The sequence below is a fragment of the Psychrobacter sp. AntiMn-1 genome (genome assembly GCF_001854065.1).
Taxonomy (GTDB): domain Bacteria; phylum Pseudomonadota; class Gammaproteobacteria; order Pseudomonadales; family Moraxellaceae; genus Psychrobacter; species Psychrobacter pacificensis.
Map to the genome: position 1 here is coordinate 1798625 of NZ_CP012969.1, position 25366 is coordinate 1823990.

Consider the following 25366-nt stretch of genomic DNA (forward strand, 5'->3'; position numbering starts at 1 on the left):
TCATTGCAAGATATAACAGCCGCTATAGTTTTGTTTCATCTACTCAACTACGCTTATAACATTCTTAAAAACATCGTCGATATCACTACCTAGATTTTTGGTATTGATCGAAAAGTCATTTTTCAATATCCACCTATCAAAAGGCGATAATAATAAGATAGGAATCTCATTTTTAGCGTGTTCTTTATCTAAGAGTACGACACTGACCACAACCAAGCTTTCTCGCAGCCACAATGGAATACCCAGCGTTTGATACAGTTTTTTGCCTGACTGTGGAAGTGTCGCCAACGCCGTCTGCACACGCTGTTTGCGATCTAATGGCTTTATATTTAATACTGCATTGAGTGCACCTATATGACTTTCTATCAATCTTGCCAGCGCATCTGGATACACTTGCAACTGCCAGATATAGTCTTCACTGCGACGAACAGTCAGTAGTGCAAAATCACTCTCTGCTGATTCATTTGTTGTCAAATCCAAACTCGATAATGGCTGCGCTTGTACCATTAGTGGTCTATCTAACCAAGACAACCATTCATTGCTTAGCCGGTAGAGCTGCTGGCGATAGCGGCGAACAACATAGGATTGCGTACGAGCTTGCCAAAACAGCTCAGTTTGGTGATCATGGTCGCTGCGCTGAGTAAGATTCCATACGTCATCGACGAGCTGCTTAGCAGGCGGTAATGGCTCATCTTGACCCAGCCAATGATGCAGTAGTTGCCGCTGGCGATAAATGGGCAATACTTGCAATGTATCGATATTGAGCACGCGCTGTGCTGCTGGTAGCTGTAGGCTTTCATCAGCTGTCTGCTGCATATCTTGCTCAGCCTGAACATTGACAGTGGCTTGCGCATCGCCTAATAGCTGCGCACTGCGAGCAATATTATCAATGACATTGGGGTTATAAGTTGCTAGTACTGGCATGATATCGCGGCGCAGTCCGCTACGGACATTATCACCCGTCTCGTTGGTCGGGTCATCGATATAAGGCAACGCTAAGCGCTTGGCATAATTACTAATCGTGGCGCGCCTCACCGTAAGCCAAGGTCGCCATAATGCATGGCGTCGTCCATGCTGCGTTTGTACTCGCCATGGCTGCATACCTGATAGACCATTGACCCCAGCGCCTTGGATCAAGCGCATCAGTACCGTTTCGGCTTGGTCGTCGGCGTGATGTCCTAGTAGCAGTACATCATCTTGGTTGATATGCGCACGCATGGCGTTATAGCGGGCTTGCCGCGCGGCTTGCTCATCACGACCTGTCACTTGTGCTCTTAGGATATGACAAGGTATCTGCTGCATCTTAGCCCAATTCGCGACATGCGTTGCCCAATGCTGACTATCGGCTTGCAAACCATGATCAACATGTAACAGCTGCGGCAAACATGGCAATCTGCCTTGCCGATAGAGCTGCACACATAACGCTGCAAGCGCCAATGAATCACGCCCACCACTACAGGCTAGCCATAGGCGACGACCATGCAGCTGCTCCCTATAGTCATTTATACTGCCCAATAATGCATCTGCCAATGTCTCATCAATTGGCAAATCATTGATTGGTCTAATAGGATGCGTGAGGATGGCACTGCTGGTCATAATCAGCCTTAGTTTTAGATAGATAAATTCATGAGCAAATTAATAGACATAAAAAAACGCGCCATTGAATGACACGTTTTATTTTAGCATTAAGACTCAGTCTCTAATATGAAAAGCTTAGCACATGCTTTGCATTAAGCAGGCAGCATCACTTCTGAGTTAAACGTCTTTAATTTTTCGTAGCGGAGCTCACAACGCGCTTGAGGATCCAAATCTCTGATTTCATCAAGCTGCTCAGTGATCAGTGATTTTAGAGCTTCCATAACGGGTTGTGGCTGCACATGTGCGCCCTCACCTTCATCGATGACGGCATCAACCAAACCTAGCTGGTAAAGGTTGATGGCATTTAATTTCAGAGCTTCACTGGCATCTGGTGCTTTTTCAGCGGTTTTCCATAAGATAGATGCACAGCCTTCAGGAGAAATGACCGAATAGATGCTGTTTTGCAGCATGTTGACTTTGTCGCCAACGCCAATTGCCAATGCACCACCTGAACCACCTTCACCGATAATGGTCACGATGATAGGCACTTTTAGGCTAGAGAATACCGCGATACTCTCTGCAATCGCTTGCGCTTGACCGCGCTCTTCTGCGCCAACACCAGGATAGGCACCTTGAGTATCGACAAAGGTCATCACAGGAATATTGAAGCGCTCTGCCATTTTGACCAAGCGAATCACTTTGCGATAGCCTTCAGGGTTGGCCATACCAAAATTATGCTCGATACGCTCACGAGTACTGCGACCACGATGCTGACCGATGACCATTACAGGTTGATCATTGAACCGTGCCAGACCGCCCAAAATGGCTTTGTCATCGGCAAAAGCACGATCGCCGTGCAACTCATCAAATTCAGTAAAAAGCTGATTAACATAGTCCATAAATAATGGACGCTTGGCATGTCGTGCAAGCTGCACACTATCCCAGACAGTGCTCATAGACGCTTCCCTTTAATCATTATACTTAATGTATTTATGTTTAAGAATAATATCGTTATCGGTGTTCAGATAATGAAAGTACAGTTGTAAACTGAGTAGAAGCTATAGTAGCACATCTTATATAGCATGACATTATCGACAGCACTGCTTTTGTTACGTTAGTCTTTAACTCGATACGGACAATGGTAACGGTTCAGTTGCTTGCGCCTCTACCACACTAAGCTGTACGCCCCATTTGGCAAACTGCTCAATCTCTGTGCGCAAATCAGCAACCAAAAACGCATAATGCTCGCTGCTATCAGCCACCGTGATTTGCCAGTCGCTATCACTGATGACCTTTAATTCTAATTCTGGCAGTTTATAATCACTACGGCTATGATGCGCGAGTACCGCAAGACGCAATAGCAAGCACAGATAAACGAGCTGGTTTCCCCCGATCTGACAGGTCTGCTCGAACATATCGGCTTTGAGCTTACGGCGATGGTTGAGCATCAACTGCGCCATACGCTTTTGATCCACTTGTGAGAACCCTGGAATATCAGAATACTCAAGCAAATAGGCGCTGTGCTTATGATAACTGCTATGACTGATTGCAAGGCCAATCTCATGCAAAAACGCGGCACGTCTGAGTAAGTCACAGTCATCGCTTGTTAGGGCAAGCTTATCTTTTACTTGCTCGAACAGGTTACGACTGGTTTTTACCACTTGCTTGGCTTGCTTTTTGTCGCCTGAATAACGCTTGATAAGCGCGAGCACACTGCGGTCACGCACATCTTCGCTCGCAAAACGCCCCAGCATGTCATACATCACGCCTTCACGTAATGCCCCATCTGAGTAGGTAATGGTCTCAACGCCTAGTACCTTCATCACCGCACGCAACACTGCCACACCTGCCGGAAATACCGCTTTACGGTGGTCTTTGACGCCTTCTAGCTCGATATCATCAATATTGCCAATCTTAAGCAGCAATCGCTCTAGTTTTTTAACGCCTTTATAAGTAATGCGTTCTTGCTCATCGGCCCAGCCTTTGGACACAAGGACATTACGCACCGCTTTGATCGTCCCACTTGAGCCGACCACGCTGCTCCAACCAGTCTTTTGGTAACGACCATTGATTGCCAGTACTTCCTTGCGCGCGCCTGAAATCGCATTGTTAAAAGCCTCTTTGGTAATGAGGCCATCAGAAAAGTACTTCTGTGTGAATGCGACGCAGCCCATTTGTAAGCTTTCAGTCAATAAAGGATCAAACTCTTGACCGATAATAAATTCCGTCGAGCCACCACCAATATCAATAACCAAGCGCTTGTCGCTACTCTCATTGGTATGCGAGACGCCCAAATAAATCAAGCGTGCCTCTTCGCGACCAGCGATAATCTCAATGGGCTTGGGCAAAATCTTATTGGCTTTTGCAATAAAATCATTGGCATTTTTGGCTTGGCGCAAGGCGTTGGTCGCAACCACACGAATACGCTCTGGCGGTACAGAATCCAGACGCGCCACAAACCGACTCAAACAATCCAGACCACGCTGTGCAGCTGTCTCGCTCAAGATTTTATGCTCATCCAGTCCAGCAGCGAGCTGTACCTTTTCAGACATAGAGACTACTTTGCGCACTTCCCCATGATCAAGACGGGCAATGGCTAAGTGGAAACTGTTGGAACCAATATCAATGGCTGCCATCATTTCATCATCGCCGAGTGGCGGGTTTGTAAGATAGTCAGTAGGCATAAGGCAAGTTGTCACCGTATTAGAGAGAGTGTGTAGTTTAACAAAATCAGGTACGACATAGATATAAAATCATAGGTATAGAAAAAGCAGCCGCCACACAAATCTGGGCCATTTTGCCATTAAAGCATTTATCCTAAATACGCGCAAGCGCCGCAAAATCATAGCAAAAGTGTAAAACCACTCTATCAAAGGCTAATGACCAAGCCTACATCTAACGCTTGTGTTAGCAATATCGGTTTGCTACATTGAAAGCTCATAATATTGTGATAAAAAACCGTTATTTACTGCTTTTACATCGGTATAAATCACATCGAAATCCATCAATTATTTACCTAAAAACTGCCGACAATGGATAGTCGATAAACCCGCCAGCAAGGACGCTAACCGCATGAATCAAACAACCGAAAAAAATGCGACCGAAACCGCTAATACCCATAACAGTACCAGAACGGATATGATAAAAACTGAAGCGTCACCCAAACAGGCGTTTTATGATTTTTATTTAGACGAGCATCAAAACATGGCTTGTCGCCGTCTCCATTTTGCAGGTAGCAGTTTTGGTTTGTTAGGATTGGCAAAGTCAATCAAAACTGGCTCGGTAAAGCCTCTCGCAAGAGGTGTCGCAGCAGGATATGCCTGCGCTTGGGTCGGGCATTTTTTCTTTGAAAAAAACAAACCCGCCTCGTTTAAATTTCCGCTAAAAAGTTTTGCTAGTGATTTTCGTATGTATGGCGATGTCCTGTGTGGCAATTTAAGCCTAAAAGATCGTAAGTTTGATAAAGCACGATAAAATGTAGTCGTCATATAAGTTGAATAATAAAAAAACTGGACGATTATTTTGAGCCGCCCAGTTTTTACTGATATGGATAGCGTCGTTGATGTCAGCTCATTTCTATGAGCGACATGCCACATTTTTTATCGTAAGGATTTACGTAATATTTTGCCGACCGCCGTCTTAGGCAACTCATCGATGAACTCATAGGACTGTGGACGCTTATAACCAGTTAGACGCTTGCTCGCAAAGTCTTGTAGTTCCTCTACGGTGAGATTTGTATCTTTTTTGACCACAAATGCTTTTGGTACTTCTCCGCTATGATCATCTGCCACCCCGACTACCGCGACTTCGAGCACTTTAGGGTGTTCAGTCAGTGCAGCCTCTACTTCGTTAGGATATACGTTAAATCCTGATACCAGTATCATGTCCTTTTTACGGTCGACGAGCGTCAAAAACCCCTCATCATTCATAACGCCAATATCACCTGACCTAAAGTAGCCATTTGAGGTAAAAGTATCGGCATTGTCTCGCTGCCAATAACCGCGCATGACCTGGGGCCCTTTGATACAGACCTCTCCTCTTGTACCTACTGGGCATATGTTCCCATTTTCATCAATAATCTGGATATCTGTCAAAGCCAGCGGCAATCCAACGCTACCATTGAACGCTGTAATGGCAGACGGATTGAAAGAAATAACGGGCGACGTCTCAGACATACCATAGCCTTCACTAATAATCATACCCGTGACTTGCTGCCACTGATCCGAGACGGCTTTAATAATCGCTGTACCGCCACCGATAGATAGCGCCAGACGACTAAAATCAAGATTGGCGAATTTTGGATGATGCAGCATACCAATGAATAAGGTATTCACAGAAGGGATAACGTGAGGTCGATGCTGTTCAATGGTATTTACTAAACCATCGATATCACGTGGATTGGTGACCAATATATCTTCCCAGCCGCCATAAAGACAAAGCAAGCCGCAGACTGTAAACGAAAAAATATGATAAAGCGGTAAAGGATTGAGCATTTTAATCTGCTCGCTACAATTGGCTTCAATCGTCTTGCCAAACATTGCATAGCACTGGCAGACATTGGCCATGACATTGTAATGAGTCAGCATGGCGCCTTTTGGCTTGCCCGTCGTACCGCCTGTATATTGCAGTAGCGCCAAATCTTCACGTTCAATCGTAACGGCTTTGAACCCTTTTGCATCATAGGTTTGCATAATATGGGCAAACGTTATGCTGTGCTGAGATGACTCAAGTGATGACTCGGTCGAGGCATGTATCTGCTCATCTGTGTTCGAAGATTGTACTGAGCCAATTTGACTGAGCAAGGCAATATCATTATCAGCAATGCTAGGATCTATAGAACATCTGACCACCCACGCTAACTGCGCTTTGACGGTGTCCTCTAATTGCTCATAAGCCGTGCTCATGCCATCTAGCACGATTAGACCACAGGCTTGAGCATCTGTGAGCTGATGCGCCAATTCATATTGGGTGTACATGGGATTGACATTGACCAGTACCACACCGGCACGTAGGCAACCCAGCAATACCACGGCATACTGCAATATATTTGGTAGTTGTACTGCAATACGGTCGCCTTTCTCGACACCTTGCGCTTGTAAAAAAGCCGCGAAACGTCGACTGGCTATATCTAGCTGCCCAAAAGTGAGCGTGGCCGCCCCCATACTAAAAGCTGGCAACTCACTATGCTTTTCAATTTTTGGTTGTAGTAAGTCCATCAGATTTTGCTTATCTTCCAATACATCCAAATGATTCTCTAATCCGTATTGGTCATAAGTAGCTTGCCATAGTGGTGCAGTGTGGCTAGAAGGGCTGGTACTCATTCGTTTGCATCCTTGCTTGATTATTCAGGTTTGCCTCAGAATATCATAACTCATTGTCTATTTTTTGGACGCTCAGGTAAGAAATGTATAAGCCTCAGTCACGCTATCCACCATAAAAACGATTTTCAGGAATACATTATATTATTCGCAAAAGTATCATAAATAATATATCCATAAAAAAACCAGCAAAAATCACAGAATGATCTTGCTGGTTTTTTAGACTGCCACTTTTTAACGCGTCAGTCGCTTATTCTTAACGAGTCAATCGCTTAAATGGCTAAACTACGCTGTTGCCATCTCTGCAAATATCTCATCAGCAGCAGTAATCGATGCCTCGATATCTTCATTGCTGTGCTTGATTGACATAAAGCCTGCTTCATACGCAGACGGCGCTAGGTAGATACCGCGATCTAACATACCGTGGAAGAAGGTATTGAACACCTCCATATCGCACTCTGTCACATCATCAAAATTACTTGGGGTTTTGGTATCAGCATCTTTGACAAAGAACATACCAAACATACCGCCCAATTTATTTGTGCGCAGATTGATGCCATGCTTATCCGCCGCCGCTTGGAAGCCATCGACCAGATGATCGACTTTGGCAGCTAAGTCTTCGTAAAAACCTTCTGCCGTTAGGTCTTCAAACATCGCAATACCGGCACGCATGGCGAGTGGGTTACCTGATAGCGTGCCCGCTTGATAAACGCCACCAATGGGCGCGATGCACGACATGATTTCTTCTTTACCGCCAAACGCACCAACTGGTAGACCTGCACCGATGATTTTACCAAAACAGGTCAAATCAGGCGTGATACCGAAATGTGCCTGCGCACCGCCCAGACCCACGCGGAATCCTGTCATCACTTCATCAAAAATCAATACTGCGCCATTGTCCGTACACTGGGCACGCAACGTATCATGAAACTCTTGTGTTGGGATTACCATATTCATGTTGCCAGCGATCGGCTCTAAAATCACGCAAGCAATCTCGTCGCCCCATTTTTCAAAGCAGTCTTTGATCGCTTGCGGATCATTATAAGGAATCGTGATCGTGTGCTTCGCAAAATCGGCTGGTACGCCTTTAGACGTTGGTTCACCGATATCAAGCATGCCTGAGCCTGCTTTGACAAGCAGACTGTCTGAATGGCCATGATAGCAGCCTTCGAACTTGACGATTTTGTCACGCTGAGTATAACCGCGTGCCAAACGAATCGCACTCATGGTCGCCTCAGTCCCCGAGCTGGTCATGCGAATCATCTCAACGCTCGGAACGAGCTCACAGATTTTATCAGCGACCGTGGTTTCAAACGGCGTTGGTGTTCCAAAGCTCAAACCATCATCGGCGGCTTGTTTGACAGCGTCGATGACTTTTGGATGCGCGTGACCCAAAATCATTGGGCCCCAAGAACCCACATAATCAATATAGGCATTGTCTTCGGTGTCATAAATCTTGCTGCCATTGGCGCGGTGCATAAAAATTGGCGTACCGCCGACCCCTGCAAAGGCACGGACGGGTGAATTAACGCCGCCTGGAATATGTTTGCGGGCTTGCGCAAAAAGCTGTTCGTTTTTAGTACTCATAGCTATTCTCTATTTATAGGTTTTATATTCTGTCAGTTCTGTATTTTCTAAATGTCGTCAGTCTTATATTTGTTTATTATCGAATCTTTCAAGACATTTTTACAATTTACGCTTTTTTGACGACAGAAGATTTCAGCTTCATTGGGCCATAACCGTCAAGTTTACAATCAATATCGTGACCATCGGTTGCGTCTGGCAATAGGCGAATACTTTTCGCTTTAGTTCCAACTTTAATGACAAGTGAAGAGCCTTTGACCTTTAGGTCTTTAATGACCGTAACGGCATCGCCGTCCTGTAACTCATTGCCAACCGCATCACGAATGACGGCATCTTGCTCTTCCGTTTGTGCCGCATCCGTCTCAGCCGCCGTCCACTCGTGAGCGCACATCGGACATACCAGTAACGCACCATCTTCATACGTATATTCAGCATCACATTTCGGGCAATTTGGTAAGCTCATCATATCCTCGGCAGTCATCAGACGTTGGGTTTATTGTAGAGCGGACATTGTACCGTAACTCGCCATTTTTAACCAATTTGTACCGTTGAAAATGGCGCACTACACCCAATTTAATGCTTAACCCACACTGGAGCGCCCCACTTATTGATGACGTTTTTGTGACACCATTTTTGTGGTACTCTTCTTAACCCTATTGACATTTTTGCTGACACGTTCTGTCAGTAACAACAGCGTCTATATTAAAGCGCACCTATAACTTTTATCGCTTCGATTTCATCTATATATCTTAATTATTAAGCAGAAGGATAATAACAATGACACAATCTCCAAACCCCTCAGCATTGCCGCAGTTTTCGCAGTTGACCATTCAAGGCGAGGATGCCGAAAAATTCTTGCAAGGGCAATTGACTTGTGATGTCACCAAACTTGGGCTTAGCTATCAAGCCGCTGCAATCTGCAACTTAAAAGGTCGTATTGAATTTGGTATTTGGATCAAAAAACAAGCCGAGAAGCACTATGATGTGGTCATCAGCAGCGATTGTGCAGATGCCTTACAAGCTCATTTAAAAAAGTTTGGCGCGTTTTCAAAGTTTGAAACCAGTGCACCAGCTGCTATTTATCCTTGCGTGTTAGCAGATGAGCCAACTTTTAGCCATAAAGACGATCATAATACCGCTGAGGAGACGCAGGCTTGGATGGCATGCAGCCTAGCCACTGGTAACTATTGGATTGTCGCGGCGACTCAAGGCGAGTTTCAACCGCAAGAGCTGCGCTTACATCAACGCGGCGGTATGGACTATGATAAAGGCTGCTACTTGGGTCAAGAAGTCATCGCTCGCATCTACTTTAAATCTGCGCCCAAAGCGTTTTTGCATTATGTCAAAGGCACAGGCGCGCTCCCCGCAGCAGGCGACAAACTCGATAAAATCCAAGTGGTGAATGTGATAGAAAATGACAATGGCTTTACTGCACTGGTCGTTGCTCGTCCTGAACACTTGGCAGAAAGCGATTTGAATATATTGGACTTGCCAGCCGCACTGCAGGTGGATGTTGCGCGCCCAAAGTAAAATCAAGCTGAAACAAATAGGCGGCGTAGCAACGGTGATGGCAAGCTAATATACGGCTGCCGTCATAATTAACATGAGCATAGAGAATCCCATGACACATATTGCGGTACTCGGAGCAGGCGTGGTGGGCGTAACCACCGCATGGTATCTACGTCAAGCAGGCTATGATGTGACTGTGATCGAGCGCGAATCGGCGGCAGGGATGCAGACGTCTTTTGCCAATGGTGGTCAAATATCGGTCTCTCATGCGACGCCGTGGGCCAATCCTGCCACCCCGATGAAAGCGCTCAAATGGTTGTTTAAAGAGGATGCCCCGCTATTGTTCCGTCTGCGTGCGGATAAGGATCAGCTCAAATGGGCGATGCAGTTTTTGCAAGAGTGCCGCGCTGATCGTGCCGATGCCAATCTGGTGCAAATGGTACGCTTAGGGTTATATTCTCGCGACGCCTTACAACAGCTACGCGCCGATATCGGTATCAATTATGAGCAGCAAACACGCGGTATCATGCATTTTTATACCAGCCAAGCTGAGTTTGATGCGGCGATTGAACCCACTGAGCGCATGCAAGCGCTTGGTTGTGAGCGCCAAGTGATTGACATCAATAATGCCGTTAACTTGGAACCTGCGCTCTATCCGATTGCGCATAAACTCACTGGTGCAACCTACACCAGCCGTGACGAATCTGGTAATGCGCACCTATTTACGCAAAGACTCGCACAGCGCTGCATTGATGCGGGTGTACAGTTTTTATATGATACTGAGATCTTAGCGCTTAATACTGACGCTCACTCTGCGCGTCCGCATGTGCATAGTATTACCATTCGCCCAAAAGGCGAAAACGTACAGACTTTCACGGCTGATAGTCATGTGATCGCGCTAGGCAGCTATAGCGTTCCTCTGTTAAAACCATTGGATATTCGCGTGCCTATTTTTCCAGCAAAGGGCTATTCAGCCACCTATACGGTCAATCCACGAGCGCCGCATTTAGCGCCCTTTGTCAGCTTGATTGATGATGAGTTTAAGCTGGTGACTTCACGTTTGGGTGATAAGTTGCGAGTGGCAGGCACCGCAGAATTTAATGGTTATAATTTGGACCTAAATGCCACGCGCTGTGAGGCCATTACGCGCCGCGTGCAGCAATTATTTCCAAAAGGTATCATCGCAAATTCGGTTCAATATTGGACAGGACTGCGCCCCATGACCCCGTCAAACGTACCTTTGATTGGGCGCGCGCATTGCGGTCAAGTCAAACATGGTAGCCATAACGCATCAGCCACTTTTGACAATCTATGGCTAAATACAGGGCACGGCACGTTAGGCTGGACGCATGCTTGCGGCTCTGCAAAAGCCATCAGCTTATTGATACAAGGTGAAACGCCCAACGTTGATTTTGATTTTGTGGGTACAAACAGCTGACTTAATCTCTAGACACTATAAAAAAACTATCTCCATAAAAAAGCAGGCACTTACATCGTGTAAGCGCCTGCTTTTTACTTTAAAAAAATTGAACTTATGCGATTGCACTATCTATTGAGTTTTCTAATACCGCATTAGCCACACTGTCTGCGTTAGCACCCAACGCCTCTAATTGCACTGGCACGCCATTGACGGCGGCATTACCACTCAACTGATCAATCAAAGTATCGTCTGTTAAGTCATTGACACTGACACCGGCATGCGCTTGCGCAATCTTCTGCTTCACCCCTTTACGACCATGACCAAAGCCATGCGGAATACTGACCACGCCTGGCATAAGCTCATCAGTCACCTCTGCTGCGATGACCACACTACCTACGCGAGAGGTCACTCTCACGTCTTGTCCGTCTTCAATACCGTGCTGCTCTGCCGTTTCTGGATGCAGCATTAGTGTACAACGAGATTTACCTTTCACCAATCGATAACTATTGTGCAGCCATGAGTTATTGCTACGTACATGGCGACGTCCGATGAGCAAAATCTCCTGATTATCATACTGCTGCATCATTTCTTTGACCCGTGCCAAATCTGCCTGATAAAAATCAACATTGAGATTGATTTGCTTATCGGCATGCTTGATCGCCTCCGGCAACATACGATGCAATGGTCCTAAATCAATACCGTGTGGGTTGTCTATCAGCGCATCCAATGTGACGTCTTTATAAGGTCCGTACTTGAGAGCTTGCTCAAGCAAGAATTTCGGTCCAAACGCTTTTGTCGCGGCACGCTCTTTTTGTACCGCTTCTGGCGCGTCTTTATCCAAGCGATCGGCAAGCTCTAGATAAATCTCCCAGTCATGCTTCTCATTCTCTGTTTTGCTAAATAAGGCAGGCGAGTATTTGGCAACATTGTGTACAGCAAAACCATTAAACGTAATGTCATAGTGATCACGCTCGAGTGGCGAGACAGGCGGCAGGATAATGTTGGCATGGCGACTGGTCTCGTTCACAAAGTAATCGAGCGACACCATAAACTCAAGCCCTGATAAGGCCTCATCTAGCTTTTCGCCATTTGGCGTGCTAAGGACAGGGTTTCCCGCGACACTCATAAAGCCTTTTAACTGCCCTTCTCCTTTTACCAACATCTCATCCGCCATCGCAACCACTGGATATTCGCCATTAAAGTCAGGTAGATTGCTCACGCGGCTGTGGCGTTTGCCCAAATAACCTGGGCCCGAGCTATTGACCACATCGACAGCAGGATTGGGGAACATGAGTCCGCCCACTTCATCTAAGCGTCCTGTGACGATATTGATGACCATGGACAGATATTGGCTGAGCAAGCCAAACTCTTGGACCGAGATACCCATACGGCCATAACAGACTGAGCTTTCGGCTTCACAAAACTCTTTGACGATACGTTTGATTTCAGTGGCGGTAATACCTGTAATATTTGCCACTGACTCAGGGGTGAATCCTTCTGCAAATGATGCAATACGATCAATCTCTGGTGCCAGCGCTGCCACTCGGCTATCTACCTTGGCGTAGCCTTGGGCGTAGATTTCATTGAGCATGGCCAATAGCAATAATACGTCTGTCGCTGGACGAATAAAGTGATGTTCACTGGCGATATCTGCGGTTTCGGTACGCCTTGGATCGATCACCACCACTTTGCCATCACGTGCTTTGATGTCTTTGAGCTTTTGACGCATGTTGGGCGCAGTCATGATACTGCCATTAGAGGCTAGCGGGTTACCGCCGATGATGAGCATATACTGCGTGCGATTCACATCCGGAACAGGGATGCGGAGCATATGACCGAACAGATGCATGCTGACGATATGGTGTGGCAATTGGTCAATTGAAGTCGCAGAAAAGCGACTACGCGTCTTTAGGCTAGTCAGTAGCTGCTTGATGGTCAGCATACCGCCCATGTTATGGACATTCGGGTTACCTAAATACACCCCAAATGCGTTTTGACCATATTTTTGCTGAACAGACTGGATACCTGCAGCGACTTTATCTAACGCCTCAATCCAACTGATCGATTTCCAACCGTCCGCCGTTCTTTCAACAGGCCCTCGTAAACGATCAGGATCTTCGTACAAATCCTGCAAAGCAGTGGCTTTTGGGCAAATGTAGCCTTGAGAAAAAGGATCGTTTTTATCCCCTTTGATCGATAAGACTTTTTCGCCATCGTGCTTGATCTCGATGCCGCACATCGCCTCGCATAAAGTACAGGTTCTAAAGTGGATTTGTTCGTTGTCCGTCGCGCTAGCCGCTGTAGTGCCCATAGTCATACTCCCTTTTATGTTTTATAAATCCTAGCTTTCATGAGATATATCATGAGCCGCTATGGTTGCTTCCTTGCAAAAAATTGGCAAATAGGGTATCAAAGCTGATATTCAATGTCGCAATCGCTTGCTCCCTCGAGTAGCGCTGCTGATGACAGCCTAGTATCAGCTCATGTACTTGCGCGGCTGCCATATCCACACAGAGACTCACCGCACTGCGTTCACAAGAACGATTGGATAGCTGCAATCCTTGAATAAATATCTCCGTCCACTCCTCTTGTATGTCTGCGACCAGATTACCCAGTCCATTATTGAGTGAGGATTGGTTCTCTATATCGGCAGTAAATCTCGGACGATCTTCGAGTAAGTGCTGAAATAGCGCAATATTCTGGAAGGCAGAATCAAAAATCATTATCAGACATTGCTGACACTGCTGATTAAACTCATCCTTAGTCAGTACATCATAGTCCTTGAGCATATTAACCCATGCCAGCCGCATTGGCGATAGATAGTGGTCTTTTAACTGAGCGCTGAGCTCGTTCTGTAGCGCATCCAAGCTCTCAAAATGATTATAAAAACTGGGCTGCGCAATGCCAGCGCCTTTGGCAATTTTATTCATACTCATGCCCTGAGCGCCTTCTAGACTATAGAGCCGTAACGCGCTTTTTAATAAGGCACGCCGCGTCTTGGCTTTTGCCAGCTCACGTTTTGACTCTATAGGTGCTGCTTCATTTTGCGCTAATGCATTCAATATAGAGGTATCCCTACTCGATAAATGATTATGTCAACACGCCAGTAATTTACCTGAAGTGCTATTGTGCTAAAAAAGTGTGATGATAGTCACATATTGATTACTATTTTTAGACTCGTCATTTTTAAACCCACAATAACTTTTACTAATTATGTTTCGACTATAAGGTTATAGTTATTTAAACCATAAGTCTATAGCCAAACATATAGTAGGACTCGTGCTTCACAAAACAGATTAATGCTTCATAAGATCAGAATGTTTGTCTACTATAAATACCCCACCCCCTTTCCCAGTTGACATACGCTACGAGATTGCGCAGTTACCTAGCCCGTATATTCATAGTTCCCCATGTGACACTTACCTCTAGATATCGGTCTCAATTCGATGTACATTACGTACAATAGACGCAATTTACGCATCATTAATACAGTCGGTGAGCAGATAACACACGATTCACGCTCACTATAATTAAGTAACACTATAAACATAGCGTATACAGACAGCTGAATTGAAAAGCCCTATATTAATTATCACAAGATATTTGGTAGCAACCAATGATACTTGTGAACTACTAAAATAAGAAAATCAATAAATAGATAGGTTTGTTAATTGGTAAACAGAACTACCATGAAAAGCAATTAAAAATTATATTACACATATTAATTAAAGAAAAAGGAATACAACTATGAACGAGAATACTCTAAAAGGTGAATGGAAGCAGCTAAAAGGCTCAGTAAAACAAAAATGGGGCGAGCTGACTGATGATGATTTAGATCAAGTTGAAGGTAGCCGTGATAAGCTGGTTGGCCGTATACAAGAGCGTTATGGCCATGCTCAAGATCACGCTGAGCGCGAAGTAGATGACTGGCGCCGCGAAAACAATTACTAATAAATTTTTTTTGAGAAATATAAGTAGTGTCTTTTTCAAAGTATAGTTAGATTACTATAAAATCGATACAATAAGATTCAACGTTATTTTTCGCAGCCTCTGGAGGCGCAGTCACAGCAAGCAACAAAAATAGCGTTAAATCAAATGAATTTATTGTCTTGTATTGTTTTTATTTAGACTTGACTATAAATAAAATAAAAACCGCATAGAAGTTTATGCGGTTTTTTTGTATTAGACAAATCATAAATTAAAGACGCAGTATTTTATAATTCTTATTTCATATTTTGTATCAGCTAAAAGCGAATATCAACTGACAAGAATAATTAGTATCGTCCAGACACGATAAGACCGCATAGCAATAAATTGTTATGCGGTTTTATCGTTAACTGTCCATGTTACCTATCACGACTGCTTTCTATGCATCCTTGCACAAATATTCAGTGACTGTGATACTGGGCATCCTACCCTTGTTACTGCATACAGCATCTAATCTTAACTGCTGCTATCAGCAATGGGTATGTGTCCTTACTTCAACTATTATTATCATCCTGATGCTAATAATTGAATCATTATCCTTAATGCGGCTAACTCAATCCTTAAGTCACACTCCCTAATGCCGTGTAACCATAATGCCTAACTCTCACTCTCATGTTAAGTCGCGTAAACGTCATTGTATGTAAGCATATGCTTACAACGATTTAATCATTCTCAATAATTACAACTTATTAACGCAAATGACACTTAATATAAAGCTTTGTATCCTATGATAGATAATGTAAGAAAACATTTCTAAAAATAGTTTTTTTAGTGATAGTAGCTCTTAACACCTATCTGAGTATGGCTGTATCAACATATTTTAGAACCTTCTACCTTTGACTTATATAAGCATTCTTATTGCAAGCTCTCTGAAACCTTATAGGATATTGCATCATGAAAACTCTAAAACCGTTTTCCTTTAAGACAACCATATCTACTGTTTTTATCGTTGCTCTATTGGTTACCACTGTCGGTTGTGCTGTCGTTGGTCCTGGCTATGATAACCAGCCCATATATCGTGGTGATAATAATCGGCAGAACGATAGCTTCAACCGTGTCAGCCAGCAGCTCCGTCAAGACTTACGCCGCAAAGGCTATCAAGTCATAGACATTCGCTCTGATAGCTATCGTGGCGATCGCGCAATGACAGCTTTTGCCAAAAAGAATAATCAGCTCTATGAGCTAACATATACTTATCCTTCTCTAAGACTCATCAGCTCAAATAAAAGATTATGGTCGAACAATTGGGGAGATAACAAGTATCAAAAAGACAATGACCGCCATAAAAAAGATAAACATAAAGATAATGGTAAATATAAGAACGACAAGTGCTATAAAAAAGGTGATATAGAGGACAGCATTAAAAGAGAGTCACGTTACCCAGCGATCAAGCGCCGTGCCATCAATAAAGTAAGATCTATGGGTTACCGTGTCGAAGATATCGATCTTGAAGAAAAAAAACAAGCGTGGTGTCTTTGACATTGAGGCCAGACGCGGCTCGCAGGAGTATGAGATATTGCTTAGCTATCCAAATTTAGACGTTATTAACGTTAAAAAAGACTGATGACGCTGACACTACTGTCAATAGAGCAGTTCTACACGCCCCTTTACTGAAATATTAGAAAACTATCTTTATCCAACGATAATAGATTATGAGGACATTTTTATGAAAGCTTTATCATCTTCAACACTAAAGAATGTAGTGTCTGGCAGTATTGTCGCCACTTTATTAGCGGTAACTACTGGCTGTGTCACCACACCTGGCGGCTATAGTGTATATGACGATATCTATGAAGACGTCTACAAAGATAACAAAGAGCATAAAAAACACAAAGACAAGCATAAAAAAGCGGATAAAAACGTCTACTCAGCTGCTATCGAGCGTCGAGCTGCCAACAAAGTTAGCAGCATGGGATACCGTGTCAAAGGTGTTAAATATAAAAAGGGCGACCGTAAAATCAAGGTCAAAGCTGAACGTGGTCGCGACGATTATAAAATCGAACTGAGCTATCCAAGCTACAATGTCATTAAGATTAAAAAGGATTAATCGATTATTAGGGTCTGATATTCACTATTAATACTCAGTTGAAATTGTAACTATCCCCTAAAATAACACAGCTCAAACGTAGAATTTCTTATAAAATACCCATAAGGAGTTTTGATATGAGCAAACGAATGACTGAGACCCAAATAGTATCCATTTTAAAAGAAGCAGAAGCTGGAATACCTGCTAAAGAGCTGTGCCGTAAATACGGGATTGCTAGCTCGACTTTCTATAAATGGCGCTCCAAGTACGGTGGTATGGAAGCTTCTGATGTTAAGCGATTAAAAGAGCTTGAAGAAGAAAACCGTAGGCTCAAACAGATGTATGCTGATTTAAGCCTCAAAGCGCAAATGCAGGAAGAGATCATAAAAAAGCTATAGCGCCTGTACCCGAGCGCAAAGTCTGGGCGCAAGAATTACAGGCGCAGTATGATGTCAGCATTGCAGTGAGTTGTCAGGTGGTCTGCATGAGTCGAACCGCTTACTACTATAAGCCTAAGCTATTTGATGATAGTGAGATTGTTGATGTCTTAAATGAGCTTACTGACAAGCACAATCGCTGGGGCTTTCCAAAGTGCTTTAAACGTATACGTAAGCTTGGCTATTCATGGAATCATAAGCGCGTACATCGAGTTTATACAGCGTTAAACTTAAACCTACGCCGCAAGTCTAAAAAACGCTTACCAACACGTAACCCTCAGCCGCTAAGTGTGCCAAATGCATTGGGGCATACATGGTCAATGGACTTCATGAGCGACAGACTACACAACAATATTCGCTTTCGAACCTTTAATGTGATTGATGATTATAACCGTGAGGTATTAGGCATTGATATTGGTACCAGTATTCCCTCACTCCGAGTGATTCGCTACCTTGATCAGCTGGCTGAGTGGCATGGTTATCCTAAGCAAATTCGTGTGGATAACGGCAGTGAGTTTACATCCAGGGTATTCACTGATTGGGCATCAGCTCATGGCATCTATATTGATTATATCGAGCCTGGCTGTCCTTATCAGAACGCTTATATTGAACGGTTTAATCGCAGTTATCGCAATGAGGTTTTAGATTGCTACCTTTTCAACAATTTAAACGAGGTCAATATGCTGACTGAAGACTGGATCAAGGTTTATAACAACGAAAGACCCCATGATTCACTTAATGATATGACACCTGCTGAGTACAGGCAGGTGGCTTAACAATTCTACGATGATGTTGTGTTAAGAATGGGGTATTTACAAAATAACAAAAAATTTATAACAAAAAATTTATAACCAAAAATTTATAACCAAATAAGTCATCAAGTGGCTTATTTGGTTTTTTTGTGAGAATTCTTACACTCAACAAGCTAATATTTTTCTAGATAAAACTAAAAATCCAAGACTTTTATCACATCATACGCTGGCGTTTCATACGGGTGCGCCTCTTTTAACGCGATGACAGCAGCAGTAATAAATGCGTCATCGACGACCATCTCTACTCGCCATTCATCGACCGTTTCTAAACTATCTTGCTTACCGATATGCGGCGCGCTACCTGCTAACGGCATAAACTGCCCTGTTCCTTGCACTTGCCAACAGCACTGCTCGTAATCGCCAATACTCCCAGCACCAGCGGCAAATAAAGCGGACTTTACTTGCTCTAAGGCCTCATCAGGAATAAAAACCGTCAACTTATACATGAACTTACCTCACAAAATAGATTTAAATCTCAATCTACTAGTTCTTAGATAAAGAAGGATGATCAGTCCATATATAACGTAACAGCCAGTCTTTAGCATCACCGGCATAATCAATACCGATACGCGGACGCACTGATACAGGTGGCTGGCAACCATCATCTTCAACCCAAACGCTTGAGTCTGGCGAGATAGGTTTGCCATATAAATCGCGAGTTATCTGCAAGCGTTTGGTCAGTTTACCTGGCCCTGCAAACTGCTTGGGGTGAGTAAATTGCTTATCTGGACTGAATTGTTGCTCTTCAATCAGACGGTCACTACCCTCAGTCAAAAATCCAGCGCGAATCAGCACCGATTCAGGTGACTCTATAGAGCCGCTAATCAAATTTAGCATATGATGCACGCCATAGGTCAGATAGACATAAAACACACCGCCTTGCTCATACATAATCTCTGTGCGCGCTGTTCGAGTACCTGCATGTGAATGGCAAGCGGGATCGTCTTGACCAATATAGGCTTCGGTCTCAGAAATACGCATACGTAGTGTTTTTTGCTGTCCATCACTATCGGTTAGCTGTCGACATATAACTTTACCAATCAAGTCAGCAGCGACCACACAGGTCGGACGAGTGAACCAGTCAGACTCTAAAACAGTTGATGAAGCAGTAGACATTAGCGAAACCTTTTCTTATTTTTATGGTCTAATTGATATGAGTAAGTACTAACAAATTAGCATAAAAGTCAGATAAGGTATGGAGTACAGTGTTGGCGCTATGTTTGATTTTTTATACGAATTAAGTGATAAGTCTATGGCTGAAAGGGTGATACTGTTGATAAATGGATAGGAATTATAGTCTGTTATAAGTGATTCCATTATAGCAGTCTATTTTAAGTGGTCTGTTAATAGGTTTTTGGTGTAAAATAACTGGTTTCGTTAGGGTATGCTTTCAATTACTATTCATGACTTTAGACTATCACTTTTAAAAGTCCAATTTATTTCACCTCCAGTGATAACTTCATTAGTTTCTTCATAATCTTTTGATTTATCGTAGTCATACTCTATTTCAAACTTACCATTAGGGTATAGATTAAAGGTTAAGCCCCATATTTTTTCTCCTGTAAGGTTAAAAATATGGTTTCTGAGAAATAATGAGGCCTCATGTTCAAGGAAAAGCAGTTCGTTAGATAGTTCTCTATATTCATCTATCTTATCTCCCTTGATAGTAATTATAACCTTAGAAGACTGTGTCATTCCCTCATAGATATCGACATGATTAGACATTTGCTTCCAATACTCGTTCCCTAAATGAGCCATAAGACCATTTGCAAAAATCCTATATGCTTTATTTTCATCATCTATTTTTATATCTAAATTCCCTAAATATTGATTAAAAACAAACGGCTTGATTGCTTTATGTACACTGGACGAGTAGGTATAAAGAATTCTGTAAAGGTTTCTAACAGTTCGATGCCTGTATAGCGCACCGATCACTAATAGAATATGTATGGTAAGTACACCATGAAGTATACCGCGCCTATCTCATTGAGTTAAAACCTTAATACTCTTAGCCCACAGCCAAAGATTTAAATACTCACTAAGGAACCATCATAAATATAATGCCATAAAAAAAACTGAGCACATGGCTCAGTTTTTTATTTTATGCTAAGTATCAGATACTTATTTTAATGGTACACCGATACGGTCAGCCACTTCTTCATAAGCTTCAATCACATCACCTAATGACTGACGGAAACGGTCTTTATCAAGTTTCTTCTTGGTGTTCTTATCCCAGATACGGCAGCCATCTGGTGAGAACTCATCACCTAATACGATACGGTCATGGAATACGCCAAATTCTAGTTTGAAATCAACTAAAATCAAATCACCCGCATCAAACAATGCTTTGAGTACATCGTTGACTTGATAGGTCAGCTCTTCCATCTTAGCCAATTGTTCTTTGGTTGCCCAGCCAAGAGATACAGAGAGCGACTCATTGACCATCGGATCACCTAGCGCATCATCTTTATAAAAAAGCTCATACGTTGGCGGTGTCAATGCTTGCCCTTCTTCTAAGCCCAAACGACGTACCAAACTACCAGCGGCAAAGTTACGCACCACGCACTCTACAGGAATCATATCCAAGCGCTTGACCAATACTTCGTCGTCAGACAATTGCTCTTCAAAATGCGTCTCGATACCAGCATCAGACAATTTTTGCATGATAAAAGCATTAAAGCGGTTATTCACCACGCCTTTACGCGCCAATTGTTCGATACGCTTACCATCGAGCGCTGAGGTATCATCACGGAAGTGTAAAATCAGAAGATCATTGTCTTCTGTTTCGTAGACAGATTTGGCTTTGCCTTTATACAGCAGTTGTTGCTTTTGCATTATGGGGGTTCCTGTTCGTTCAAGCTTATGTGGTAAAAACGCGCAGCGACCGCTGACTTTTATTACAATATCGATATTAGATCTCTTGCAAAAGTACCAGTTCATTGACTTCCACTGACGGAGTTACAAGGGCTGACGATGACTTATGCAAGAAGTCTATTATTTTAATCAATAATCATAAAGATCGGCGGTACAAATGAAGAAAGAAATTAGTTTGAAGGGCTACTAACAGCACGCTGAGGCTTTGGCAACTGATACTGATTACCTGACTCATTCTGTAATTTAAGCGTGTTCGCGCCCACATTCGGTGTTGGGTACAAAGGCACGAAAGGCGCTGTTTCTTGAGCAGCCGGCAGCTCTATCGGTGCAAGCTTTTTGCTTTGTTGATAGTCTAAGCTGCCATTGTCGCGCTTTCCAAGCAGGCTCTTGGTCGCTTGGCAGCCGCTCAATACCAACGTACTACCCAAAACTAAGGTCAGCATTGCAGGAAGTAGTTTTGTCGTTTTTGATGCTACTGTCATCATGTTGTCTCTCTGAGTTAGCAGTTATTGCTCATTTAGGCGATTGGCTTATCATGATAAGTTGACTTGTTGCTCGCTTGAATATTAATCGTCAAGCAACAAGTCTTAAATCGCTGAAGATCAGGTTATAGTATGTTTGCTCGAACCAACGCTTCATCAATAGTCGCATGATGTTGCTCTGCCAACCAAACGAGTGGTAAGCGTATCCCTTTATCGATCATGCCCATTTTATGTAGCGCATACTTAGCTGGAATAGGACTTGACTCGATGAATAAGTCACGATGTAGATGTTTGACTACGTCATGAATCTGACTAGCCGTTTCAAAATCACCACGCAAGCCAGCAGCGAAAGTCTCGCTCATGGCTTTTGGCGCCACGTTGGCAGTCACCGAGATATTGCCTTTACCACCTACTTTTAGTAGATCAAGCGCTGTACCATCATCACCAGACAATACGACCATTCTGTCACCAACAGCTTTAATCAATTGCTCACCGCGACCAACAGAGCCTGTCGCATCTTTGATAGCAACGATATTGTCGATATCAGCAAGACGTTCGACCGTCTCTTGGGCAATATCGACGACCGTGCGACCCGGTACATTATAGAGCATCTGAGGAATATTGACGGCTTTAGCAATGGCTTGGTAATGTTGATATAAGCCTTCTTGTGGCGGCTTATTGTAATAAGGAGCAACCAATAACGCACAGTCTGCACCAGCATCTGCTGCGTCTTGAGTCAGTTTAATCGCTTCTATGGTGTTGTTTGCACCAGTACCTGCGATGACTGGTACGCGACCTTTAACATGCTGGACAAAATAGCGAATGACATCGCTATGCTCTTGCATCGATAGGGTTGCCGACTCGCCAGTGGTGCCGACAGCAACGAGGCAATGCGTGCCCTGCTCGATCTGCCAGTCTATGAGGTCAGCCAGACGTTTATAATCAACTGTACCGTCAGGGTGCATGGGCGTTACCAAGGCTACCATTGAGCCTTGTAATCGGGTTTTGATCTCGTCGTATGCTGTGCTCATAACCGTGCCTTACTGTATTATCCTAGCTTTTATCAAAGCTGTCACATGATAGGTCGTTTGCAAGTGCCAAAAATTTATATACGTTGATAAACGCTAATGACCAACCCTTGCTTGATGTTAATGCTGAAATTTTATTTATTATCATAACGTTTACATTATAAATTACTGCGTATTAAAGTGAGTATTGGCATTATCGATGCCAGTGACCGCAAATACCTGTTGCGCCATAAAATATAATAATAAAAACGCCTGCTAGTGTAGCATATTTTGATTTGACCGCTATCAATCAATTGATGATTCAAGCACAAATCAAAGACGAAAAAAGCTTTTTTTATTGCTAGAAACAATAAATATTGCTTCAAGTCTTTATTAATAATATACCGATAACTAAAGCACTCAGCAACGTATCAACACTGCTGAATGGTTTTGCCAATACTAGCGAATGGTCAACACATCGATGGTGGGACGATATAAGCGAAAAGGCAGGCCTCGCGTGCCTATACCGCTGCTGACGAATATTTAAATACATTATTTGCAGACTGATGCAGTATCCGTTTGCGTATCTCTTATAGCGAGCGGTATTTATGATGAGCAATTATACTTTTCGGTGTTTTTCGGTATGCTGCTGTCCAAATCACTTCCTTATGGTTTTATCTATTCAATACGCAGACCAATAATAGCAGGGATGCCTTGTCGAATAATTTCTATCGTGACAACGCCCTTTTTGGGTAGGGATGAGATGGCGTCAGAGAAATCCGTTACTTTCTTAATAGGCTTTTGGTGAAAATTGGTAATGACATCACCTGCCAAAATCCCCGAGCGCGCGGCTAACCCTGTCGGATCAACCGTCGTGACCAACACCCCCGTTTTATTGTCTGTAGCAATCTCTGCTTGTTCATCTTTGGTCAAATCGCGCAAACGTAGGCCCAGTTGGACATCATCACTTTGCTGATCCCCACTTTGGGCTCTGACATCATTAGGTGCATAAGCAAGTTTACCGCTAATGATCATCTGCTTACCATTGCGCTGAATCTGTGCGCGAAATGGATCGCTTGGCTTTGCTCGGTTGAGCAGATTCAATAAGTCGGATGCTCGCATGATTTGTACATTATTGTACTGCAAGATAATGTCACCAGGTTTTAGACCTGCTTTTTGTGCTGGCGAGTCTGGAGAAACGCGGGTCAGCAAAGCGCCTTGTGGTTTATCCAATTTATAAGCTTCGGCCAGATTACGGTCAATATCTTGCGGATAGATACCCAAATATGCGCGAGCGACTTCACCGCTGGTCTTTAATTGCTCATAGATATCCATAGCAGCGTCAATTGGGATAGAGAATGATAGCCCCATGTAGCCGCCCGTCCCACTAAAGATACGCGAGTTGATACCAATCACCTCACCGCGCTGATTGAATAGAGGGCCACCTGAGTTGCCAGGGTTTAGCGCCACATCGGTTTGTATAAACGGCACACTGGTTTCGCGTGAGAAGCTGCGTGATTTGGCACTGACGATGCCAGCGGAGGCTGAATAATCAAAACCAAATGGTGAACCAATGGCTAGTACGGGCTCCCCTACTTTTAAGCTGTTTGAGTCGCCAATCGGTAGCGCGGGGAACTGAGTGCCTTCAACTTTTAGTACAGCCACATCTGAGCGCTCGTCGCTACCAATCAAGGTTGCATCAAGCTCGGTTCTATCATTAAGTGTGACGGTGATTTTGTCAGCGCCCTCGATGACGTGATGATTGGTCAGCATGTAGCCGTTAGATGTGACAAAAAAGCCTGTACCATAAGCATGCTCTATCGCTGGCGTGACTGCTCGATCAGGAATGCGCACCCGATCGCCAAAAAACTGCCGCAACACTTCAGCCGTTTGCGCCTTAGCAAGCTCAGCCTCACTGACTGTCTTGGTGACGTTGACGCGCGCCACTGCGGGTGTCACTTGTTGAACTAGGCCAGAGAAATCAGCCGTGGTTACAGCCGCATGTGCATTGCTCATTGTGGTGACGTTAATACTAGCCACCATCGCCGTACTCACAGCGAGCGCCAGCGCACTGCGCTGTAACCAAAGTCGCATATCGACAGTGGTTCGTGATTTAAACATATTGATAGGCATATTGTCCTCCATATGAATGGTCATTATTATTGTTGGTAATTAGATGATGGTACTCGATAACGTCTTGCCTGACGCACATAACCCCAATCGTTATTGGTCAGCGTTCTTATATTTGCTTATATAGTGAATTCAGTATAAAAACGATACAGTAGGACTGGGATAAATTTTTCGCAGCATCGAGCAGCGTAGGCACAGCACG

The 25366-nt window shown here is 43.8% G+C and carries 22 protein-coding genes; 7 read left to right on the forward strand and 15 right to left on the reverse strand.

Going from position 1 to position 25366, the window contains the following annotated elements:
• Window positions 1-39: 39 nt before the first annotated feature.
• The 3 genes from tilS to ppx form a co-directional block, all read right to left on the reverse strand.
• Window positions 40-1596 (reverse strand): tRNA lysidine(34) synthetase TilS, encoded by a 1557-nt coding sequence (gene tilS / locus AOT82_RS07605; protein WP_071002506.1) that lies wholly within the window; start codon window positions 1594-1596, stop codon window positions 40-42.
• Window positions 1597-1730: 134 nt separating this feature from the next.
• Window positions 1731-2534 carry an acetyl-CoA carboxylase carboxyltransferase subunit alpha gene (locus AOT82_RS07610; RefSeq protein ID WP_071002508.1) on the reverse strand — a complete coding sequence of 268 codons (804 nt, stop codon included), beginning with the start codon at window positions 2532-2534 and terminating at the stop codon, window positions 1731-1733.
• A 165-nt stretch (window positions 2535-2699) separates the two neighbouring features.
• Complete coding sequence (gene ppx, locus AOT82_RS07615; protein WP_071002510.1) at window positions 2700-4262, reverse strand: exopolyphosphatase; 1563 nt, start codon at window positions 4260-4262, stop codon at window positions 2700-2702.
• Window positions 4263-4716: 454 nt separating this feature from the next.
• Here ppx and AOT82_RS07620 point away from each other — a divergent pair, with 454 nt between their 5' ends.
• Entirely contained in the window at window positions 4717-5052 is a 336-nt protein-coding gene (locus tag AOT82_RS07620) for an Mpo1-like protein (RefSeq protein WP_392397123.1), read from the forward strand.
• Window positions 5053-5177: 125 nt separating this feature from the next.
• On the opposite strand, the gene AOT82_RS07625 is transcribed toward AOT82_RS07620, so the two are convergent.
• From AOT82_RS07625 to AOT82_RS07635, 3 genes are all read right to left on the reverse strand, one after another.
• Window positions 5178-6899, reverse strand: a complete 1722-nt coding sequence (locus AOT82_RS07625; protein WP_071002512.1) for an AMP-binding protein — start codon at window positions 6897-6899, stop codon at window positions 5178-5180.
• A gap of 282 nt (window positions 6900-7181) precedes the next feature.
• A complete protein-coding gene (gene hemL, locus AOT82_RS07630; protein WP_071002513.1) occupies window positions 7182-8483 on the reverse strand; it encodes a glutamate-1-semialdehyde 2,1-aminomutase in 1302 nt (433 codons plus the stop codon).
• Between the two features lie 106 nt (window positions 8484-8589).
• Window positions 8590-8943, reverse strand: coding sequence for a zinc ribbon domain-containing protein YjdM (locus AOT82_RS07635; protein ID WP_071002514.1), 354 nt, complete (start codon window positions 8941-8943; stop codon window positions 8590-8592).
• Between the two features lie 314 nt (window positions 8944-9257).
• Here AOT82_RS07635 and ygfZ point away from each other — a divergent pair, with 314 nt between their 5' ends.
• Together ygfZ and AOT82_RS07645 are read left to right on the forward strand one after the other, a co-directional pair.
• On the forward strand, window positions 9258-10010 hold the full coding sequence (ygfZ, locus tag AOT82_RS07640; protein WP_071002515.1) for a CAF17-like 4Fe-4S cluster assembly/insertion protein YgfZ: 753 nt from the start codon (window positions 9258-9260) through the stop codon (window positions 10008-10010).
• Between the two features lie 91 nt (window positions 10011-10101).
• The gene (locus AOT82_RS07645) at window positions 10102-11427 is read left to right on the forward strand and encodes a D-amino acid dehydrogenase (protein WP_071002516.1); all 1326 of its coding nucleotides are present in this window, start codon (window positions 10102-10104) and stop codon (window positions 11425-11427) included.
• A 94-nt stretch (window positions 11428-11521) separates the two neighbouring features.
• Here the strand turns inward: AOT82_RS07645 and AOT82_RS07650 are convergent, their stop codons facing one another.
• Both AOT82_RS07650 and AOT82_RS07655 read right to left on the reverse strand, forming a co-directional pair.
• Window positions 11522-13720, reverse strand: coding sequence for a molybdopterin oxidoreductase family protein (locus AOT82_RS07650; protein ID WP_071002517.1), 2199 nt, complete (start codon window positions 13718-13720; stop codon window positions 11522-11524).
• Window positions 13721-13769: 49 nt separating this feature from the next.
• Window positions 13770-14471 (reverse strand): TetR/AcrR family transcriptional regulator, encoded by a 702-nt coding sequence (locus AOT82_RS07655; protein WP_071002518.1) that lies wholly within the window; start codon window positions 14469-14471, stop codon window positions 13770-13772.
• 685 nt (window positions 14472-15156) lie between these two features.
• On the opposite strand from AOT82_RS07655, the gene AOT82_RS07660 reads away from it, so the two are divergent.
• The 4 genes from AOT82_RS07660 (at window position 15157) to AOT82_RS07680 (ending at window position 18635) form a co-directional block, all read left to right on the forward strand.
• Window positions 15157-15360, forward strand: a complete 204-nt coding sequence (locus tag AOT82_RS07660; protein ID WP_071002519.1) for a CsbD family protein — start codon at window positions 15157-15159, stop codon at window positions 15358-15360.
• A 930-nt stretch (window positions 15361-16290) separates the two neighbouring features.
• Entirely contained in the window at window positions 16291-16875 is a 585-nt protein-coding gene (locus tag AOT82_RS07665) for a hypothetical protein (RefSeq protein ID WP_227517121.1), read from the forward strand.
• A 187-nt stretch (window positions 16876-17062) separates the two neighbouring features.
• Window positions 17063-17443: a hypothetical protein gene (locus tag AOT82_RS07670; protein ID WP_071002520.1), complete on the forward strand. Its 381-nt coding sequence runs from the start codon at window positions 17063-17065 to the stop codon at window positions 17441-17443.
• Between the two features lie 116 nt (window positions 17444-17559).
• Window positions 17560-18635, forward strand: a protein-coding gene (locus AOT82_RS07680) for an IS3 family transposase (protein ID WP_379542921.1) whose coding sequence is annotated in 2 segments (ribosomal slippage) — window positions 17560-17778 and window positions 17781-18635 — 1074 coding nt in all. Because the reading frame shifts where the segments join, the coding sequence is not laid out codon by codon here.
• A gap of 170 nt (window positions 18636-18805) precedes the next feature.
• Here AOT82_RS07680 and AOT82_RS07685 read toward each other — a convergent pair.
• The 7 genes from AOT82_RS07685 to AOT82_RS07715 all read right to left on the reverse strand — a co-directional run bounded on the left by AOT82_RS07685 (window position 18806) and on the right by AOT82_RS07715 (window position 25128).
• On the reverse strand, window positions 18806-19117 hold the full coding sequence (locus AOT82_RS07685; RefSeq protein ID WP_071002521.1) for an NGG1p interacting factor NIF3: 312 nt from the start codon (window positions 19115-19117) through the stop codon (window positions 18806-18808).
• Window positions 19118-19154: 37 nt separating this feature from the next.
• Window positions 19155-19787, reverse strand: coding sequence for a DNA-3-methyladenine glycosylase (locus AOT82_RS07690; RefSeq protein WP_071002522.1), 633 nt, complete (start codon window positions 19785-19787; stop codon window positions 19155-19157).
• Between the two features lie 285 nt (window positions 19788-20072).
• Window positions 20073-20396 carry a DUF600 family protein gene (locus AOT82_RS13835; protein ID WP_156770983.1) on the reverse strand — a complete coding sequence of 108 codons (324 nt, stop codon included), beginning with the start codon at window positions 20394-20396 and terminating at the stop codon, window positions 20073-20075.
• A gap of 396 nt (window positions 20397-20792) precedes the next feature.
• Window positions 20793-21506 carry a phosphoribosylaminoimidazolesuccinocarboxamide synthase gene (purC, locus tag AOT82_RS07700; protein WP_071002524.1) on the reverse strand — a complete coding sequence of 238 codons (714 nt, stop codon included), beginning with the start codon at window positions 21504-21506 and terminating at the stop codon, window positions 20793-20795.
• 209 nt (window positions 21507-21715) lie between these two features.
• Window positions 21716-22030, reverse strand: a complete 315-nt coding sequence (locus tag AOT82_RS07705) for a hypothetical protein (protein WP_227517122.1) — start codon at window positions 22028-22030, stop codon at window positions 21716-21718.
• Between the two features lie 122 nt (window positions 22031-22152).
• A complete protein-coding gene (gene dapA / locus AOT82_RS07710; protein ID WP_071002526.1) occupies window positions 22153-23058 on the reverse strand; it encodes a 4-hydroxy-tetrahydrodipicolinate synthase in 906 nt (301 codons plus the stop codon).
• 654 nt (window positions 23059-23712) lie between these two features.
• Window positions 23713-25128: a Do family serine endopeptidase gene (locus AOT82_RS07715; RefSeq protein ID WP_392397099.1), complete on the reverse strand. Its 1416-nt coding sequence runs from the start codon at window positions 25126-25128 to the stop codon at window positions 23713-23715.
• Between the last annotated feature and the right edge of the window lie 238 nt (window positions 25129-25366).